Source organism: Microbacterium esteraromaticum (assembly GCF_014084045.1).
Lineage (GTDB): Bacteria > Actinomycetota > Actinomycetes > Actinomycetales > Microbacteriaceae > Microbacterium > Microbacterium esteraromaticum_D.
Genome location: NZ_CP043732.1, coordinates 1203742 through 1220272, shown reverse-complemented (window position 1 = coordinate 1220272; position 16531 = coordinate 1203742). Strand labels below are relative to the sequence as shown.

Sequence of the window (16531 nt, the reverse complement as noted above, 5' to 3'; positions counted from 1 at the left end):
CCGATGAGTTCGCCGCGGGTTCACGCGGATCGAATCGATTCGATTACGATGGACGGATGGACACCGCTCTCACCCGCTCCCAGTTCGTGCGCTGGCGCATCGCCATCTTCGCGATCTTCCTCGCCAGCGGTCTGTCGATCGCGACCTGGGCCTCGCGCGTGCCGAGCATCGCCGCGGCGCTGCAGATCGACAAGGCGCAGATCGGCCTGCTGCTGCTCGGCATGGGCATCGCGTCGATCGTCGGCATCTCGACCGGGCCGATCGTGATGGCCCGCACCGGCGCGCGCCTGGGGATGCTGATCGGGATGGCCGTGTTCGGGTCGGGCGTCATCCTGATCGGCCTCGGCACAGACGTGCTCGGGTCGGTGCCCGTCGTGATCGCGGGTCTGGTGCTGTTCGGCTTCGGCAACGGCTCCGTCGACGTGATGATGAACGTCGAGGCGACGGCCATCGAGCAGCACATGGGCCGCACGATCCTGCCCGTGTTCCACGCCTTCTTCAGCTTCGGCACGGTCATCGGAGCCGGTGCGGGCGCCGGCGCGGCGCTGCTGCACCTCGACGTCGCCACGCACGCCGGCATCATCGGCGCCATCATCATCGCCGCGGCCGTCGTCTGCTTCTTCCAGGTGCCTGTGCGCGAGGCGGCCCTCGACCCCGCCCCAGACGAGAAGGCGCCCTTCCGCCAACGTGTGCACACCGCGCTCGAGGCCTGGCGCGAACCGCGCACCTACGCGCTGGGCGTGGTCATGCTCGGCATGTCGTTCGCCGAAGGCGGCGCCAACGACTGGATCGCCCTCGGCGTCGTCGAGGGCCACGGGGCAGAGGCCGGCATGGGCGCGCTCGCCCTCACCGTGTTCTCCGTGGGCATGACGGTGGTGCGGCTCTTCGGCGGTCCGCTCGTCGATCGCTTCGGCCGGGTGGCGGTGCTGCGCGTGCTGGCCGTGACCGCGGCATCCGGCATCCTGCTCTTCATCCTCGCCCCCAGCCTGCCGCTGGTGCTGCTGGGCGCCGTGCTCTGGGGGATCGGCGCCTCGCTCGGATTCCCGCTGGGCATGTCGGCTGCGGCCGACGACCCCGCCAAGGCCGCGGCGCGCGTGAGTGCGGCGGCGACCATCGGCTACATCGCGTTCCTGGGCGGCCCTCCCGTGCTGGGGCTGATCAGCCAGCACTTCGGCCTGCTGAACACGCTGTTCATCCTCGTCGCGCTCGTGATCATGTCCGGCCTGTTCTCATCGGCCGCCAGGCCGCTCCGCGCCGGCGAGCCCGTGACGACGAAGTAGGCTCGTCGGGTGCGTCTCGTCATCGCCCGCTGCTCGGTCGACTACACCGGTCGACTCAACGCCCACCTGCCCCTCGCCACGCGCCTGCTGGTGCACAAGGGCGACGGCAGTCTGCTCGTGCACTCCGACGGCGGCAGCTACAAGCCGCTGAACTGGATGAGCCCGCCGTGCTCGCTCGCCCCCGAGGTCCCGGGCGAGGAGGAGGCGAGCGCCGGCGTCATCGAGGTGTGGCGCGTCACCCACAAGAAGACGGGCGACGCGCTGCGCGTGCAGATCTACGAGATCATCCACGACTCCCAGCACGAGCTCGGCATCGACCCCGGTCTGCAGAAGGACGGCGTGGAGGCCGACCTGCAGCGCCTCCTGGCCGAGCAGGTCGACCTGATCAGCGAGGGCGCGACGCTGGTGCGTCGCGAGTATCCGACCGCGATCGGCCCCGTCGATCTGATGGTGCGGGATGCCCATGGCGCCGCCATCGCGGTCGAGGTGAAGCGCAGGGGAGACATCGACGGAGTCGAGCAGCTCACCCGCTACCTCGAGCTGCTCGGCCGCGATCCCCATCTCGCCCCCGTCTCGGGCGTCTTCGCCGCGCAGGAGATCAAGCCGCAGGCCCGTGTGCTGGCAGAAGACCGCGGCATCCGCTGCGTCGTGCTCGACTACGAGGGCATGAAGGGCATCGAGTCGGGCATCCCCCGCCTGTTCTGAGCGCTCTCGATCCGTCACGGCGACCAGCCGCCCGTATCTCCTGGAACGAGGGCACTCGCAGGCGGCATAGGCTGGACACATGCCGTCTTCGACCTACACCTGCATCCTCTGGGACGTCGACGGGACCATCGCCGACGCATCCGCCGGCATCCTGCCCCGCCTCCGGCAGGTGCTCGCCTCGTACGATCTGCCCGAGCCCGATGCCGACGCGCTGTCGCTCTGGATCGGTCCGCCGATCCTCGAGTCGTTCCAGCTGCGTGCCGGGATGGACGCCGTGCAGGCGGAGGAGGCGGTGACGCGGTACCGCGGCCTCGCCGCCGCAGACGGGTACGCCGCATCGGTCGACCTCTACCCCGGCGTCGCCGATGTGCTGCGTGCCGTGCACGCCGCGGGCATCCCGCAGGCGACCGCCAGCACCAAGCCGGAGAACCAGGTGCAGGCCATCCTCGATCACTACGAGCTGTCGCCGCTGTTCACCGCGGTCTCGGGCGCGCGAGTCGGCATGATCGGCAACCACGACGGCAAGTCCTTCGTGATCGCCCAGGCGCTCGAGCGGCTGCGTGCCGCCGGAGCCGACGTCTCGCACCCGGTGCTGATCGGCGATCGCCACCACGATGTCGACGGTGCCGCCGAGCACGGCATCCCGGTCATCTTCTCGGAATGGGGATTCGGCCGGCCCGCAGAGGCCGAGGGCGCGAAGGCCCGTGTGGCCGACGCCGCAGAGCTGCACGCCCTGCTGCTCGGCTGAGCGGCCGCGGCCCGGTGCGCACCGGCGGCGCCGGCTGCCCTGAAACGCAGAACTCCCCGGTGCTGTTCAGCACCGGGGAGTTCGGAACCCGCCTCAGAGAGGGCGGATGTTCTCGGCCTGCAGGCCCTTGGGACCCTGCGCCACATCGAACTCGACGCGCTGGTTCTCGTCGAGCGAGCGGTAGCCGTTGGACTGGATCGCGGAGTAGTGCGCGAACACGTCGGCGCCTCCGTCATCGGGGGAGATGAAGCCGAAGCCCTTCTCCGAGTTGAACCACTTGACCGTGCCCTGGGTGCTCATTTACTGCCGTTCTGCTGATTGCTATGCCGACGCAGGATGCCCCGACTGCGCTAACGCTATCCCAGGCGACCCTTCCGTCAACAGGCCGGAGCAGAAGGTGATGCAAATGTTGCATGAAATGTGGATGGCCCCCACCGCGGGGGAGCGGTGGGGCCGAAGACGACCGGAGGGTGCGTCAGAGTCCAGCATACACAGGTTCCAAGAAATTTGTCCCCCATATGGGGGACAAATCGACGATTCGGTGTCATGATGAGAGCGGCACCCTCGCCTTGCCTTCTGGGGAGGCACAGGCAAAGGGCCGGTTGCATGCGGAGATCGTCGGAAACTGGGGAGTAGCCGTCACCGAAAGGGGATTTCGGGGAACAAGCGATCAGATCCCACCGCACGCTCCTCCAGGGCAAGACCTGAAGGACCTCATGGGGATTGCAGGCTCGGAGAGGATCGTCAGCACAGTGAGGCTGACACCCTCTCCGAGCCGCTTCATGTCGGCAGGTTTCGGCTCGCTCGCCGAGGCGAAGTACGCTGGCGTCACCCGCCTGGCCGAGGAGTGCGATGCCCACCGTCCCCCCGCGTCGTCGCGCCTGGACGCGCGGCACCACCGCGCTGCTGATCGTGTGCGTCGTCGTCGCCGGTCTCGCGGTCGCCACGGCTGCTCTGCTGCCCGGCCATCTGCGCGACGGAGCACGTCGCGACGCCGAGGCCGCGCTCCGGGCTTTCCTCGATGACGCGACACAGGGCGACCCCGACTGGCGCGACCTGGCGAGCCCCATGCTGCACGGCGTGGCGCCGATCGGCGCGCCGGTGGTCGGGGAGGAGCAGACGGCGGATGCCCTGCAGCTCACCGCCTCGTACACCACCGGCGACCTGCGGTTCGCCGGCAGAACGCTCGAGAGCAGCGACACGGCGAGCGCCATGGTGACCATCCGCTACCGCTACCGGATCCTCGGCGAGCGCGGCACGGCGTCGATTCCCCAGCGGGTGTGGCTGACCAGGCCGTTCTACTACGACTCCGCGGTGCCTCAGCGCGCCGACGCGAAGAAGACTCCCTCGGCGGTCGGCCCGTGGCGGGTCACCGGCATCACGCTTCCCGCGGCAGACGAGCGGGGTGCACGCGCAGCATCCGATCTCGTCTCCGACGCGCGCAACCCCGCCGACGACTTCGCGTGCGAGACCCCTGCCCGCGCTCTCGCAGAGATCTCAGACGAGGCGCGCATCGACGCCACTCTGACCTCGAGCTGCTTCCTCGGCGCGGACGACGGCGCGGACGTGCTGGCCGAGGGGATCGATCGGGAGGCCCTGATCGCCGCGTTCCCCGCCATCGACGACACCGATCCGGCGACCATGCCGCCTGAGCTGATGCGCGTCGAGGGCGATGCGATGCACGCACTGCGCGCGCCGTTCACGCAGTATCTCGTGGCCGATCGCTATGTGCTCACCTTCGCCGCGGTGGGCACCGAAGACGACGAGTCCGCCACGCGCCTGGTGCGCATCGAGGACCTGGGGGCGCGATGACCGATCCGCGAACCCCCGACCCGATCGATCGTCCTGAGCCGACCGGGCACCCCGACCCGCTCGCCGATGCCGACCCGACCGGCCAGCCCGAGCCGACCGGCCACCCCGACCCCATCGGCCAGCCCGAACCGACCGGCCACCCCGAACCGATCGGGCACCCCGAACCGCACACCCCGCAGGTGCCGCGCCGTCGTCTCGCGCCCGTCCTCATCGTCGCCGCCGCGGCACTCGTCGTCGCGGCGAGCGCGGCGTGGGCGGCACCACGATGGCCGGCGGCCGTGGCATCCGGCCCCGTGGCCGACTTCACCGATCCCGATCCTCAGTCGCCCTGGCTGCCCGACTACGTGCCGGACTCGGTCCGACTGCCGCACGCCTGGGTGTCGATGAACGAGGCGCTGCGCGACAAGGATCGAGAGAGGTTCCTCTCGTACGCGACCGAAGAGGCCCGCGACGATCTCGCGCTCTGGTGGGACAACACGACGAAGATCGGCTGGGAGACGGCGTACATCGTTCCCGCCCTTGGCAGCACCGGGGGAGAGGGCGCCTTCGTCGGCGCCGAGCTGGCCTTCTCCGCACGCCCGCTGCGCGGCAGCGGCGACGCCGACGCCGGTTACCGGCTCACGCAGGGCTTCGGCTACGACATCACGACCACGGGCTCGGGCGAGAAGCTGCGCATATCGTCGTTCGAGCCCTGGACGTCGATGCCGTGGGATGAGGGCCCCATCCACGTCGCCACGCGCGATCACGTGGTGCTGTACGGGATGGAGGACGAGGCGGCACTGGTCGACGCCCAGGCCGACACCGCCGAGAAGGCGGCCGTCAAGGCGATCGATGCGATCGCCGACCTGGGCGGCGCGGTGCCGATGACCGGGTTCGTCTCGGGCATCACCGACTCGGCCGAGCGGATGAACCGCTGGTACGGCGGAGAGGAGGAGGCCGACGACCTCGGCGTCGCGGCGTACGCGCAGGCCACCCAGCGACCCGCGTCGCGCTCCGATCTCTTCGAGTCCGACATCGCCGTGGGCGGATCTACCTCGGGAGTGCAGGTGGTGATGGGTCCGCTCAGCGCCGACCACCGCCTCGCCACGTTCACCCACGAGTTCGCGCACGGTCTGCACTACGCGGCCGCTCCGCTGACCTCGTTCGACGAGCCCCCGATCGCCGCGTACGAGGGCTTCGCGACCTACATCGAGCTGCGCACCGGCCTCACCGAGCGCAACTGGCTCGGCTACTGGGAGGTGCAGGATCTGGTTGCAGAGCACGGCGCCGCGGCGCTCGACGACGAGACGTTCTCAGAAGACGACGCCTGGCTGTCGTACGTCGCCGCGGGGTCGTACTACCTCTTCCTCGCCGAGAACGGGGGCGACCCGTGGCAGCTCGCCCTCGACGGCGCCCGAGCGCTCGACAAGAACCTCATCCAGATCGTCGACGACCCGCGCTTCAGCGAGCAGGCCTGGAAAGACTGGCTGGCTCGCCAGTAGCATCCCGAACCCCGTCCGCGCTAACGCGAGCCGCGGCGCCTGTCAATCCCTTGGCTCGAATCGGTACTCCGATGACACGCTGGCATCTCCACGTCAGACAGGGCGGTGACCCGCCCCGAACGGAGGGAACGACATGGGAGCCATGGACGATGCCAAGCACAACGCCGAGAAGCTCGTCGGCAAGGCCAAGGAGGGCATCGGGGATGCCACCGACAACGAGCGCCTTGAAGCCGAGGGCAAGCGCGATCAGGTGAAGGCCGACGCCAAGAAGATCGGCGACGACGTCAAGGACGCCTTCGACAAGTAGTCTTCGCGGCCGTGACGACCGACAGCGCGCCGTCGACCCCCGGGTCGGCGGCGCTTGTCGTATCAGCGCACGCACACGAAAGAGGAGGGGCCGATGGATGCCACACGATTCGGCATCGAGGAGGAGTTCCTGCTGCTCGATGCATCGGCCCTCGTGCCGCTGTCAGGCAGCGAGATCGTCGAGCGGGTGAAGGGTCCCGCCCCCGGCGGCGGCTCGGTCACCTCGGAGTACCTGACGTGCCAGTTCGAGTGCGCCACCGATCCGGTGCGCACGCTCGAGCAGGCGGGTTCGCAGCTCGCCGCCATGCGCCGTATGCTCGCCGATCTCGCCCCGAGAACGCGCTCGTCGCGGCCACGGGTGCACCGCTCACGCAGTCGGGGGCCCCGCTGATCTCGCCTTCGAAGCACTATGACGACGTGTCGACGCTGCTCGGGCAGCTCACCAGGCAGCATGCCGTCAACGGTCTGCACGTGCACGTCGAGGTGTTCGGCGACGAGCAGCGGGTGCGCGCGCTGCGCCGGGTGCGGGCCTGGCTGCCTGTGCTGCTCGCGCTGAGCGCCAATTCGCCGTTCAGCTACGGGGTGACGTCGGGGCTGGCGAGCTGGCGCAGCGTGCTGATCCGCCGGCTGCCGGTGTCGTGGGCGCCACCCGAGTTCTGCGATGCAGACGAGTACCACCGCACGGTCGAGCAGCTGGTGACGATCGGCCTGCTGCCCTCGCGAGGATCGACGTCGTGGGCGGTGCGGCTGTCGGAGCGCTTCGACACCGTCGAGGTGCGGGTGGCCGACGCCCAGCTCCGGGTCGACGACGCGCTGCTGCTCGCGTCGCTGATGCGCGCGATCGTCGTGGCCGAAGACCTGCCGGACGCCGTCCCTCCGCCGGCCGAGCTCGACGCGTCGCTGTGGCTGGCCGCGCGCCACGGCATGCAGGCGCGCCTGTTCACCCCTGACGGCGGGATCGAAGACGCCTGGTCGGCGACCCAGCGGATGATGCAGGGCATCCGCGACGCCGTGGCCGAACAGGGCGACGAGGAGTTCGTCGACGAGCACCTCTCGCGCCTGCGCTCCGAGGGCACCGGGTCGCAGCGCCAGCTGCGGGCCTACGAGTCGGGGGGAGTGCAGGCGCTGGGCGGCCTGTACCGCGAGTGGTGACGGTCTAGCCTGATCGCGTGACCATGCTGAACAAGGACATGACGCTGTGCATCTCGCTGTCGGCCCGCCCGAGCAACAACGGCACCCGGTTCCACAACCACCTGTACGAGGCGCTCGGGCTGAACTGGATCTACAAGGCTTTCGCACCCGCCGACCTGAGCCAGGCGATCGCCGGGGTGCGAGGGCTCGGCATCCGGGGCTGCGCGATCTCGATGCCCTACAAGGAGGACGTCATCGCCCTCGTCGACCGGATGGACGCCTCGGCGACGGCGATCGACTCGGTCAACACGATCGTCAACGATGACGGAGTGCTCACCGCGTACAACACCGACTATTCCGCCATCGCGCAGCTCATCGACGAGAACGCCCTGTCTCGCGGATCGTCGGTGCTGCTGCGCGGATCGGGCGGCATGGCGAAGGCCACCGCCGCCGCGTTCCGCGACGCCGGATTCGAGCGTGTGACGATCGTCGCGCGCAACGAGGAGCGGGGTCGCGCACTGGCCGATCTGTACGGGTTCGCGTGGCGATCGGAGCCGGGGGAGGAGACGGCCGACGTGATCGTCAACGTCACCCCGATCGGGATGGCAGGGGGAGCGGATGCCGATGAGCTGTCGTTCCCTGCAGCGGCGATCGCGGCGGCATCCGTCGCCTTCGACGTCGTCGCGCTGCCCGCAGAGACGCCGCTGATCCGCGCCGCGCGGGCGGCGGGAGCGACCGTCATCACCGGCGCCGAGGTGGCCATCAGGCAGGCGCTCGAGCAGTTCGTGCTGTATACCGGAATCCGACCCTCGGACGGGCAGGTGCGCGCGGCCGAGGACTTCATGCGGGCCGGCGGCTGATCGGCGTCAGAAGCATCCCCGCGGGTGGTGTCGGCGGCTTATCATCCAGTATGGGAAGACTGAGGTACGACGGCACCGCGGCGCCGATCACCATCGACGATTCGACACTGGCGCACCTGAAGATCGTCATGGGCACGAAGCTGCGGCGCAACGAGAGTTTCCTGATGACCTGGCTGCGCACCGACGACGCGGAAGACGCACGCACCACCATCTGGGTGCATCCGGCCATCCCACTGCAGTTCGGGTTCGACGTGCCTGCGCTGCCGCCGATCGAGCCCGAGCGCATCTCGGCGATCATGACCGCGCTGAACGCGAGCGGCGAGCTCGTGCTCGACGAGTACCTGCCCGCGCCGGCAGAGGCCGTCTGAACCAGGACGACGGCACTCGGGAGCGCCGACGCTCCGACAAGAGCCCGGGCGAGGGGGGACCTGAGTCCCTCGCGGCCACTCCGCCCGCCGCCTCGTCGCCGAGTTCGACTCGCATTCGGCAGGCTGGGCGGCGCGCGGAGCCTCCGGCCGCGTGGGGCCCAGCGCTCCACGGTGCCCTCCTCGGGCACGAGAATGAGCAAGGCCCCGAATCTTCGATCCGGGGCCTTGCTCATTCTGTGCGCGAGGGGGGACTTGAACCCCCACGCCCTTGCGAGCACTGGCACCTGAAGCCAGCGCGTCTACCTATTCCGCCACTCGCGCATCGTCTCGTTCCGAAGAACTCAACCTGTCAAGACTAACATGCCTCAGCGTGTGGTCCGTAGCCGGCGCACACTCCGCGCGCGTCACGCGGCGCCCATCGTGAGACGTGCCGCATCCGATGCCGAAAGACGCGCCGCAGGTGCATACTCAGCCCGGATGGATACGATGGCGCTACCGGTCGGCATGCCAGAGGAACCCCGTGGGACTACTTGACAGCTTTGAGAAAGGTCTGGAACGCGCTGTGAACAGCGCGTTCGCCAAGACCTTCCGCAGCGGCGTGCAACCCGTCGAGATCGCCTCCGCGCTGCGGCGCGAGGCGGACACGAACGCGGCCGTGGTCAGCCGCGACCGCATCATCACACCCAGCGACTACCTCGTGCGGCTGAGCCCTGAGGATCACGAGCGCATGCGAGCCCTCGGGCGGGCGCTGCACGACGAGCTGTTCGCGCTGCTGACCTCGCACGCCCGCACGCAGGGCTACAGCTTCGCGGGACCGCTGCACATCGCGACCGAGGCCGACGAGCGCGTGGCCACCGGCGTCGTGCGGGTCACCTCGTCGTCAGTCGAGGGCAGCGTCGAGTGGCAGGGCGTCGTCGAGATCGACGGCCGCCGCCACCCGCTCACGAGCGCCCGCACCGTGATCGGACGCGGCAGCGACGCCGACATCACCATCTCCGATGCCGGTTCCAGCCGTCGGCACGCCGAAATCCTCTGGGACGGCGAGCGGGGGATGCTGCGCGACCTGGGCTCGACGAACGGCACCAAGGTCGACGGGCAGAAGATCCGCGAGATCGCCCTGGCACCCGACACATCGTTCACGATCGGCCGCACCGAGCTGACCTTCCACGTCGTGCCGGTGACCGCGAACCCCCGACGAGGTGCTGTCCAATGAGCGTCCTTCGCCACTTCGACTCGCTACGCTCGCTCAGCATGGCGCTCGCTACGCTCGCTCAGGAACCGGCTGGTCTCCTGACCTTCCGTTCAGAAGGAGCCACCCGATGAGCGAACTGGTGCTCCTGCTGCTGCGCATCGGCTTCCTGGTGCTGCTCTGGTTCTTCGTGTTCGGCGTCGTCTACTCGCTGCGTGCCGATCTCTTCGGCGTCAGGGTGCGCAAGATGCCCGCCGGCGAGGCGGCCGCCGTGCCGGCTGCGTCACCCGCTCCGCAGCCGTCGAAGAGCACCTCCAGCAGCCGCACCCCCACCCACTTGATCATCACCTCCGGCCCGAAGACCGGCCTCGAGGTGCCGCTCGGCTCAGCCGACTCGCTCTCGATCGGCCGCTCCAGCGAGTCGGGTCTCGTGATCCGCGACGACTACACCTCCAGCCACCACGCCCGCCTGTCCAAGCGCGGCGACATCTGGACCATCCAGGACCTCGACTCCACCAACGGCACCTACCTCGCCGGCCGCCGCCTGGGCGACAAGCCCACACAGGTAGAGATCGGAACGCCCATCAAGGTCGGCGCCACGACGTTCGAGCTGCGATCGTAAGGCTCCGCACCGAGATGGTCTTCGAGGGCTCGAGCGCCGCGATCTCCCACACCGGGAAGGTCCGCTCCAACAACCAGGACTCCGGCTACTCCGGCGCCAACCTGTTCGTCGTCGCCGACGGCATGGGCGGGCATGCCGGCGGCGACGTCGCCTCGACGATGGCCGTCAGCCGCATGGAAGCCCTCGACCACGCGTACTCCTCCACCGACGACGCGCAGGCCGAACTGCAGGCGGCGGCGACCACCGCGGCGTCCGACCTGGTGCGGGCCTCGAAGGAGCGACCCGAGCTCGCCGGTCTCGGCACCACCCTGTGCGCCATCGTCATGGTCGACGACCACGCCGTGATCGGGCACATCGGCGACTCGCGCATCTACCTGTACCGCGACGACGCGCTCACCCAGATCACCACCGACCACACCTTCGTGCAGCGACTCGTCGACTCGGGCCGCATCACGGTGGAGGAGGCCAGGTACCACCCGCGCCGCTCGGTGCTCATGCGCGTGCTCAGCGACATGGACATCGCGCCCGACCTCGACATGTTCGTCATGCCGACACAGCCCGGCGACCGCTGGCTGCTGTGCTCGGACGGCCTGTCTGGCGTCGTCGACGACGAGCACATCGCGAAGGCGATGCGACTCGGGCTCGCCCCAGGACGCACCGCAGACAACCTGCTCAAGCAGGCCCTCGACGGCGGCGCCCCCGACAACGTCACGATCGTGCTCGTCGACGTGGGCGGCGCGCATCCCCTCTCGTCGGGCACGCCGACCATCGTCGGCGCGGCATCGAACCCCGCCGACCTCCCTGTACCCGCACCGCGACCGTCGCTCACCGGATGGCTGCACCCCGTGCTGCAGGCCGCCAACGAGCCGAGCCACTTCGAGCCCGACTCGGACGACTACTTCGAGGAGATCATCGAGGAAGACCGCCGTCGCGCCAGACGTCGCCGGTTCGCGTGGCTCTTCGCCCTGTTCCTCGCTGTGCTCGCGCTCGTCGGCGCCGGGTTCATCGCCTACAACTGGACGCAGACCCGCTACTTCGTCGGCGCCGACGACGACAGCGTCGTCATCTATCGCGGCGTGCAGCAGAGCATCGGACCCTTCTCGCTGTCGACAGAGGTGAAGGACACCGGCATCCTGCTCGCCGACCTGCAGTCGTACCAGCGCTCATCGGTCGAGCGGACGATCAACGCCCGCTCGCTGGCAGACGCCGAGGCCATCACCGACCGACTCGCGAAGATGGTGCTGCCCATCGAGCCGGTGCGACCCGATCCGACTCCGACCCCGACCGCCACGACGGAGGTGCCGACGCCATGACCGCCGTCTCGGCCGACACCAGCGTGCTGAAGGCGCTGAAGAAGATCCGGATGCCGCAGAAGCAGCGCAACCGGGAGTTCTGGCTGCTGCTCTTCGCCCTGCTCATCTCCGGTGCCTCTCTGACGCTTGTGCAGCTCGGGGCGCTCGACCGGATCGACCCGATGATCCTCGTGATCGGCGGCGGGCTCGCCGTGCTCGTGTTCGCGCTGCACGTGGTGCTGCGCGTCGTGGCAGCCGATGCCGACCCGTTCGTGCTGCCCATCTCGACCGTGCTCACCGGGCTCGGCATCGCGATGATCTACCGCATCGACATCGCCAAGAACTACACCGGCTGGGACATGTTCTCGAGCAAGCAGCTCGCCTGGACGGCGATCTCGCTGGCCGGCGCGATCGCGATCGTCATCGCGCTGCGCAACTACCGCGTGCTCTACCGGTTCACGTACATCTCGGGGCTCGCCGGCATCGTGCTGCTGATCCTGCCGTTCATCCCGGGACTGCGCGCCAGGGGCGTCAACGCCGACGTCTGGGTCTCGCTCGGCGGCATCTTCTCGTTCCAGCCCGGCGAGCTGGCCAAGATCTGCCTGGCGATCTTCTTCGCCGGCTACCTGGTGCGCACCCGCGAGAGCCTGACCTCGGTGGGCAAGCGGTTCCTCGGCATCACCTGGCCGCGCATGCGCGAGCTGGGACCGGTGCTCGTGGTGTGGCTGATCTCGCTGCTGATCATCGTCACCCAGCGCGACCTCGGAACCGGCGTGCTGATCTTCGGCATGTTCATCGCGATGCTGTACGTCGCGACCGGCAAGACCAGCTGGGTGCTGATCGGTCTCGCCGGCGTCGCCGCAGGCGCATTCCTCGCCACGCGCATCCTCGCCTACGTGCAGCGCCGGTTCACGAACTGGATCGACGCGTTCAACCCCGATGTCATCGCGCGCGACGGCGGCAGCTACCAGCTCGTCGAGGGCATCTTCGGCCTCGCCCACGGCGGGCTGATCGGCACCGGCTGGGGCAAGGGACGCCCGCAGATCACACCCCTCGCGCACAGCGACTACATCATCCCCAGCCTCGGCGAGGAGCTCGGCATCGTCGGCCTGTTCGCGATCCTCTGCCTGTACATGGTGTTCGTGAGCCGGGGCCTGCGCATCGGCATGGCCGGCCAGGACGACTTCGGCAAGCTGCTCGCCACCGGCCTGTCGTTCACCATCGCGCTGCAGGTGTTCATCATGGTCGGCGGCGTCACCCGGGTGATCCCGCTCACCGGCCTCACGACTCCGTTCCTCGCCGCGGGCGGCTCGTCGCTTGTGGCCAACTGGCTCATCGTCGCGCTGCTGCTGCGCATCAGCGACGCGGTGCGCCGCCAGCCCCGGGTGGTGATCGGATGACGAAAGCCCTTCGACCCGTCGCTTCGCTCCTCGCTCAGGAACCGGGGCGCCCCACCGCAGGCGGTGTCGCATGACGAAAGAACTACGCCGTCTGAGCTTCGTGATCCTCGCGATGTTCCTGTCGCTTTTCGTCGCGACCAGCTGGATCCAGGTGGTCGATGCCGACAACCTCGCGCAGAACACCGCGAACACACGCACGCGCCTCGACAGCTACCAGATCCAGCGCGGGTCGATCATCGTCGACGGCACGGCGATCGCCACCTCCGTGCCCGCCGACGACCGCTACCAGTACCAGCGCGTCTACAGCGATCCCGCACTGTGGGCGCCCATCACGGGCTACTACAACCCCGTGCTCGATTCCCGCACCGGCATCGAGCAGGCGCTCAACTCCGAGCTGTCCGGCACCGGGGCGAATGCGTTCTTCGGCGAGATCGAGCGGATCCTCTCCGGTCAGCCGCAGCAGGGTCTCAGCGTGGAGCTCACGATGGACCCGCGGGTGCAGCGCGCCGCGTACGACGCCATGCAGGGGCTGCAGGGCTCGGTGGTCGCCATCGAGCCGGCCACCGGCCGCGTGCTGGCCATGGTCTCCACTCCTGGCTTCGACACCAACGCCCTCGCCGCTCACGATCCGGCGGCCGTCAACGCCGAGCACGATCGACTCGCGGCCGATGCCAGCAAACCGCTCTACAACCGCGCGATCGGCGGCAACCTCAACCCTCCCGGTTCGACGTTCAAGGTCATCGTGGCGGCGGCGGCACTGGAATCGGGCGAGTGGACCCTCGACTCCACCTTCCCCAACCCCGCCAGCTACACGCTGCCCGGAACCAGCCAGCAGGTGTCGAACGCCTGGGGCGGAAAGTGCGGCGACGGCGAGACGGCGACGCTCGCACAGGCGCTCACGCTCAGCTGCAACATCCCGATGGCCGAGCTCGCGGTCGAGCTCGGCGATGAGCGCATCCGCGAGATGGCCGAGAAGTTCGGCTTCGACGCCGAGCTCGAGATCCCGCTGACGGTCACGCCGTCGCGCTACCCGACCGGCATGAGCGACGACGAGGTCGCGCAGACCGGATACGGGCAGTTCGATGTGCGGGCGACGCCGTTGACCATCGCGATGTCGATGGCCGGGATCGCCAACGAAGGCACCGTGATGAAGCCGCGGATGGTGGATGCCGTGATCGGCGACGACTTCGCCGTCCACACGCAGTTCGACGACGAGGCGTTCGCGCAGGCTCTCGACCCCGAGACCGCCGACGCGCTGACCTCGGTGCTGGTCGAGGGAGTCGCTTCCGGCGCGGCGACGGGTGCAAGAATAGAGGGCGTCGATGTCGCCGGAAAGACAGGCACGGCGGAGAACGGCGGCAAGCCGTACACGCTGTGGTTCACGGGTTTCGCGCCTGCGGAGGATCCGCAGGTCGCGGTGGCAGTCGTCGTCGAAGACGGCGGTGGAAGAGGCACATCGGGCAGCGGCAACGCGATCGCCGCTCCGATTGCCAAGAAGGTCATAGAGGCGGTGCTGGGCAGATGAGGCCGACGCAGGGTGTGTCGTTCGGAGGACGCTACGAGCTGTTGTCGCGGATTGCGATCGGCGGCATGGGCGAGGTGTGGGAGGCGACGGATCACGTCATCGGCCGCACCGTCGCCATCAAGATCCTCAAGGACGAGTACATGGGCGACCCGGGGTTCCTCGAGCGCTTCCGCGCCGAGGCCCGTCACGCCGCACTCGTCAACCACGAGGGCATCGCCAGCGTGTTCGACTACGGCGAGGAGAACGGCTCTGCCTTCCTCGTCATGGAGCTCGTGCCGGGGGAGGCGCTCTCGACGATCCTCGAGCGCGACGGCGCGCTGAGCTCCGACAAGACGCTCGACATCGTCGCGCAGACGGCATCGGCCCTGCAGGCCGCTCACGCAGCGGGCCTCGTTCACCGCGACATCAAGCCGGGCAACCTGCTGATCACCCCCGACGGCCGAGTGAAGATCACCGACTTCGGCATCGCCCGCATCGCCGACCAGGTGCCGTTGACCGCCACCGGGCAGGTCATGGGCACCGTGCAGTACCTCTCACCCGAGCAGGCGTCCGGCCACGCGGCGTCGCCCGCGACCGACGTGTACTCGCTCGGCATCGTCGCGTACGAGTGCCTGGCCGGCAAGCGCCCGTTCACGGGCGAGTCGCAGGTGGCCATCGCGATGGCGCAGATCAACGAGCAGCCACCGCCCCTGCCCGACTCCGTTCCGGTGCCGGTGAGCAACCTCGTGATGGCGATGATCGCCAAGAAGCCGGCCGATCGGCCGTCGTCGGCGGCGACCGTCTCCCGCGCGGCGCAGGCACTGCGACGTGGCGACCTGAACTCGGCCGCGATCGCCGTTCCGGCCATCGCGGGTGGGGGAGTGGCGGATGCCGATGATGCGACGCGCATCCTGACCGGGATGGGCGGTGACGACGCCACCCGCATCCTGCCGACGACTGCGCAGCTGCCGGCCGGCGCCGCCGTCGCCTCCGCGACGGCGACAGAGCCCGACGAGAAGCAGAAGCGCAAGCGGAGCCCGTGGACCTGGCCGCTGATCGCGCTGATCGCGCTGCTCGTGCTCGTGCTCGGCGGCACGCTGATCGCCATGCTGACCAACCAGGACGACGGCAAGCCGACCAGCTCGACATCGACTCCGGCGAAGCCGAAGCCCAAGCCGAGCTCGGCGACGCCCAGCGAGCCCGAGAAGGAACTGGTCAACGTCGGCGAGCTCGCGCTCGTCGACCGCCCCTGCGAGGAGGCACGGCAGATCCTCGAGGACAACGAGCTCGTGGGCGAGTGCGTCGAGGGCAACACCGCGGCTCCCGCGAGCGACCGCGAAGGGTGGGTGCAGAGCGTCAGCGACACCGGCAATGTCGAGGTGGGCACGACCATCACCCTGACGACGTACAAGGCCGCGGTCAGCATCCCGACGCCGAGCTCGGCACCGACGCTCAGCGGCACACCGACCACGGGCGCCACGGTCACCCTGAACTGGACGAACTTCGAGTGCCCGTCGGGGGTCCCGGCGCTGAGCGCCTACGAGGTCACGATCACGAACGCGACGTTCGACGATGGCAGCACGACCCGTAACTTCGGCCGCAGCGCTGGCGCTCCGCCTGCGCTCAACGCCCAGATCACCGTCACCGGTCTTCCCAACGCCACGATCACGGCCAGCTACGTCGCGTACTGCGGAAACGACATGGCCTCGCCGCGGTCGCCGCAGATGGAGAAGCAGATCCAGGCGCCGGCCACCCCCACCCCGCCCGCAGGCGAGGGCGACGGCGACGCCGAGGGCTCCGCCCCCACCGGGTAATCTGGAAGGCGTTGTCGAA

Annotated in this window: 17 protein-coding genes and 1 tRNA gene; 16 read left to right on the top strand and 2 right to left on the bottom strand. The window is 69.2% G+C overall.

What is annotated here, in order from left to right; genetic code table 11:
* The first annotated feature begins 56 nt into the window (after positions 1 to 56).
* From FVO59_RS05885 to FVO59_RS05875, 3 genes are all read left to right on the top strand, one after another.
* Positions 57 to 1280, top strand: coding sequence for an MFS transporter (locus FVO59_RS05885; protein ID WP_182255627.1), 1224 nt, complete (start codon positions 57 to 59; stop codon positions 1278 to 1280).
* A gap of 9 nt (positions 1281 to 1289) precedes the next feature.
* Positions 1290 to 1985 (top strand): endonuclease NucS, encoded by a 696-nt coding sequence (nucS, locus tag FVO59_RS05880; protein WP_182255625.1) that lies wholly within the window; start codon positions 1290 to 1292, stop codon positions 1983 to 1985.
* A gap of 79 nt (positions 1986 to 2064) precedes the next feature.
* Positions 2065 to 2733 carry an HAD hydrolase-like protein gene (locus tag FVO59_RS05875; protein ID WP_182255623.1) on the top strand — a complete coding sequence of 223 codons (669 nt, stop codon included), beginning with the start codon at positions 2065 to 2067 and terminating at the stop codon, positions 2731 to 2733.
* A gap of 93 nt (positions 2734 to 2826) precedes the next feature.
* Here FVO59_RS05875 and FVO59_RS05870 read toward each other — a convergent pair whose 3' ends face one another.
* Positions 2827 to 3033 (bottom strand): cold-shock protein, encoded by a 207-nt coding sequence (locus FVO59_RS05870; protein WP_110555044.1) that lies wholly within the window; start codon positions 3031 to 3033, stop codon positions 2827 to 2829.
* 552 nt (positions 3034 to 3585) lie between these two features.
* Between FVO59_RS05870 and FVO59_RS05865 the strand changes: the two genes are divergently transcribed.
* From FVO59_RS05865 to FVO59_RS05840, 7 genes are all read left to right on the top strand, one after another.
* Entirely contained in the window at positions 3586 to 4545 is a 960-nt protein-coding gene (locus tag FVO59_RS05865; RefSeq protein WP_182255621.1) for a hypothetical protein, read from the top strand.
* Complete coding sequence (locus FVO59_RS05860; RefSeq protein ID WP_182255619.1) at positions 4542 to 6026, top strand: hypothetical protein; 1485 nt, start codon at positions 4542 to 4544, stop codon at positions 6024 to 6026. Before FVO59_RS05865 ends, FVO59_RS05860 begins: the two co-directional genes overlap by 4 nt.
* A 133-nt stretch (positions 6027 to 6159) precedes the next feature.
* Positions 6160 to 6333, top strand: coding sequence for a CsbD family protein (locus tag FVO59_RS05855; protein ID WP_182255617.1), 174 nt, complete (start codon positions 6160 to 6162; stop codon positions 6331 to 6333).
* A gap of 93 nt (positions 6334 to 6426) precedes the next feature.
* A complete protein-coding gene (locus tag FVO59_RS16390) occupies positions 6427 to 6723 on the top strand; it encodes a glutamate-cysteine ligase family protein (protein WP_259363467.1) in 297 nt (98 codons plus the stop codon).
* Positions 6720 to 7484, top strand: a complete 765-nt coding sequence (locus FVO59_RS05850) for a carboxylate-amine ligase (protein ID WP_259363521.1) — start codon at positions 6720 to 6722, stop codon at positions 7482 to 7484. Before FVO59_RS16390 ends, FVO59_RS05850 begins: the two co-directional genes overlap by 4 nt.
* A 17-nt stretch (positions 7485 to 7501) precedes the next feature.
* The gene (locus tag FVO59_RS05845; RefSeq protein WP_182255612.1) at positions 7502 to 8323 is read left to right on the top strand and encodes a shikimate 5-dehydrogenase; all 822 of its coding nucleotides are present in this window, start codon (positions 7502 to 7504) and stop codon (positions 8321 to 8323) included.
* 50 nt (positions 8324 to 8373) lie between these two features.
* Positions 8374 to 8691 (top strand): DUF7882 family protein, encoded by a 318-nt coding sequence (locus FVO59_RS05840; RefSeq protein ID WP_182255610.1) that lies wholly within the window; start codon positions 8374 to 8376, stop codon positions 8689 to 8691.
* 237 nt (positions 8692 to 8928) lie between these two features.
* On the opposite strand, the gene FVO59_RS05835 is transcribed toward FVO59_RS05840, so the two are convergent.
* A tRNA-Leu gene (locus tag FVO59_RS05835) sits at positions 8929 to 9012 on the bottom strand.
* A 199-nt stretch (positions 9013 to 9211) separates the two neighbouring features.
* Here FVO59_RS05835 and FVO59_RS05830 point away from each other — a divergent pair.
* The 6 genes from FVO59_RS05830 (at position 9212) to FVO59_RS05805 (ending at position 16512) form a co-directional block, all read left to right on the top strand.
* Positions 9212 to 9904, top strand: coding sequence for an FHA domain-containing protein (locus tag FVO59_RS05830; protein ID WP_182255608.1), 693 nt, complete (start codon positions 9212 to 9214; stop codon positions 9902 to 9904).
* Between the two features lie 106 nt (positions 9905 to 10010).
* Positions 10011 to 10502: an FHA domain-containing protein FhaB/FipA gene (locus tag FVO59_RS05825; RefSeq protein WP_182255606.1), complete on the top strand. Its 492-nt coding sequence runs from the start codon at positions 10011 to 10013 to the stop codon at positions 10500 to 10502.
* Positions 10503 to 10516: 14 nt separating this feature from the next.
* Positions 10517 to 11815: a PP2C family protein-serine/threonine phosphatase gene (locus FVO59_RS05820; RefSeq protein ID WP_182255604.1), complete on the top strand. Its 1299-nt coding sequence runs from the start codon at positions 10517 to 10519 to the stop codon at positions 11813 to 11815.
* On the top strand, positions 11812 to 13194 hold the full coding sequence (locus tag FVO59_RS05815; RefSeq protein ID WP_182255602.1) for an FtsW/RodA/SpoVE family cell cycle protein: 1383 nt from the start codon (positions 11812 to 11814) through the stop codon (positions 13192 to 13194). The genes FVO59_RS05820 and FVO59_RS05815 overlap by 4 nt, the downstream gene beginning before the upstream one ends.
* A 70-nt stretch (positions 13195 to 13264) precedes the next feature.
* Complete coding sequence (locus FVO59_RS05810) at positions 13265 to 14719, top strand: peptidoglycan D,D-transpeptidase FtsI family protein (protein ID WP_182255600.1); 1455 nt, start codon at positions 13265 to 13267, stop codon at positions 14717 to 14719.
* On the top strand, positions 14716 to 16512 hold the full coding sequence (locus FVO59_RS05805; protein ID WP_182255598.1) for a serine/threonine-protein kinase: 1797 nt from the start codon (positions 14716 to 14718) through the stop codon (positions 16510 to 16512). Before FVO59_RS05810 ends, FVO59_RS05805 begins: the two co-directional genes overlap by 4 nt.
* The last annotated feature ends 19 nt before the right edge of the window (positions 16513 to 16531 follow it).

Excerpts from the sequence above, each read along its gene's own strand:
- FVO59_RS05885 (WP_182255627.1), top strand. The coding sequence starts at position 57 with ATGGACACCGCTCTCACCCGCTCCCAGTTCGTGCGCTGGCGCATCGCC.
- FVO59_RS05875 (WP_182255623.1), top strand. The coding sequence starts at position 2,065 with ATGCCGTCTTCGACCTACACCTGCATCCTCTGGGACGTCGACGGGACC.
- FVO59_RS05870 (WP_110555044.1), bottom strand. The coding sequence starts at position 3,033 with ATGAGCACCCAGGGCACGGTCAAGTGGTTCAACTCGGAGAAGGGCTTC.
- FVO59_RS05865 (WP_182255621.1), top strand. The coding sequence starts at position 3,586 with ATGCCCACCGTCCCCCCGCGTCGTCGCGCCTGGACGCGCGGCACCACC.
- FVO59_RS05860 (WP_182255619.1), top strand. The coding sequence starts at position 4,542 with ATGACCGATCCGCGAACCCCCGACCCGATCGATCGTCCTGAGCCGACC.
- FVO59_RS05855 (WP_182255617.1), top strand. The coding sequence starts at position 6,160 with ATGGGAGCCATGGACGATGCCAAGCACAACGCCGAGAAGCTCGTCGGC.
- FVO59_RS16390 (WP_259363467.1), top strand. The coding sequence starts at position 6,427 with ATGGATGCCACACGATTCGGCATCGAGGAGGAGTTCCTGCTGCTCGAT.
- FVO59_RS05840 (WP_182255610.1), top strand. The coding sequence starts at position 8,374 with ATGGGAAGACTGAGGTACGACGGCACCGCGGCGCCGATCACCATCGAC.
- FVO59_RS05825 (WP_182255606.1), top strand. The coding sequence starts at position 10,011 with ATGAGCGAACTGGTGCTCCTGCTGCTGCGCATCGGCTTCCTGGTGCTG.
- FVO59_RS05820 (WP_182255604.1), top strand. The coding sequence starts at position 10,517 with ATGGTCTTCGAGGGCTCGAGCGCCGCGATCTCCCACACCGGGAAGGTC.
- FVO59_RS05815 (WP_182255602.1), top strand. The coding sequence starts at position 11,812 with ATGACCGCCGTCTCGGCCGACACCAGCGTGCTGAAGGCGCTGAAGAAG.
- FVO59_RS05810 (WP_182255600.1), top strand. The coding sequence starts at position 13,265 with ATGACGAAAGAACTACGCCGTCTGAGCTTCGTGATCCTCGCGATGTTC.
- FVO59_RS05805 (WP_182255598.1), top strand. The coding sequence starts at position 14,716 with ATGAGGCCGACGCAGGGTGTGTCGTTCGGAGGACGCTACGAGCTGTTG.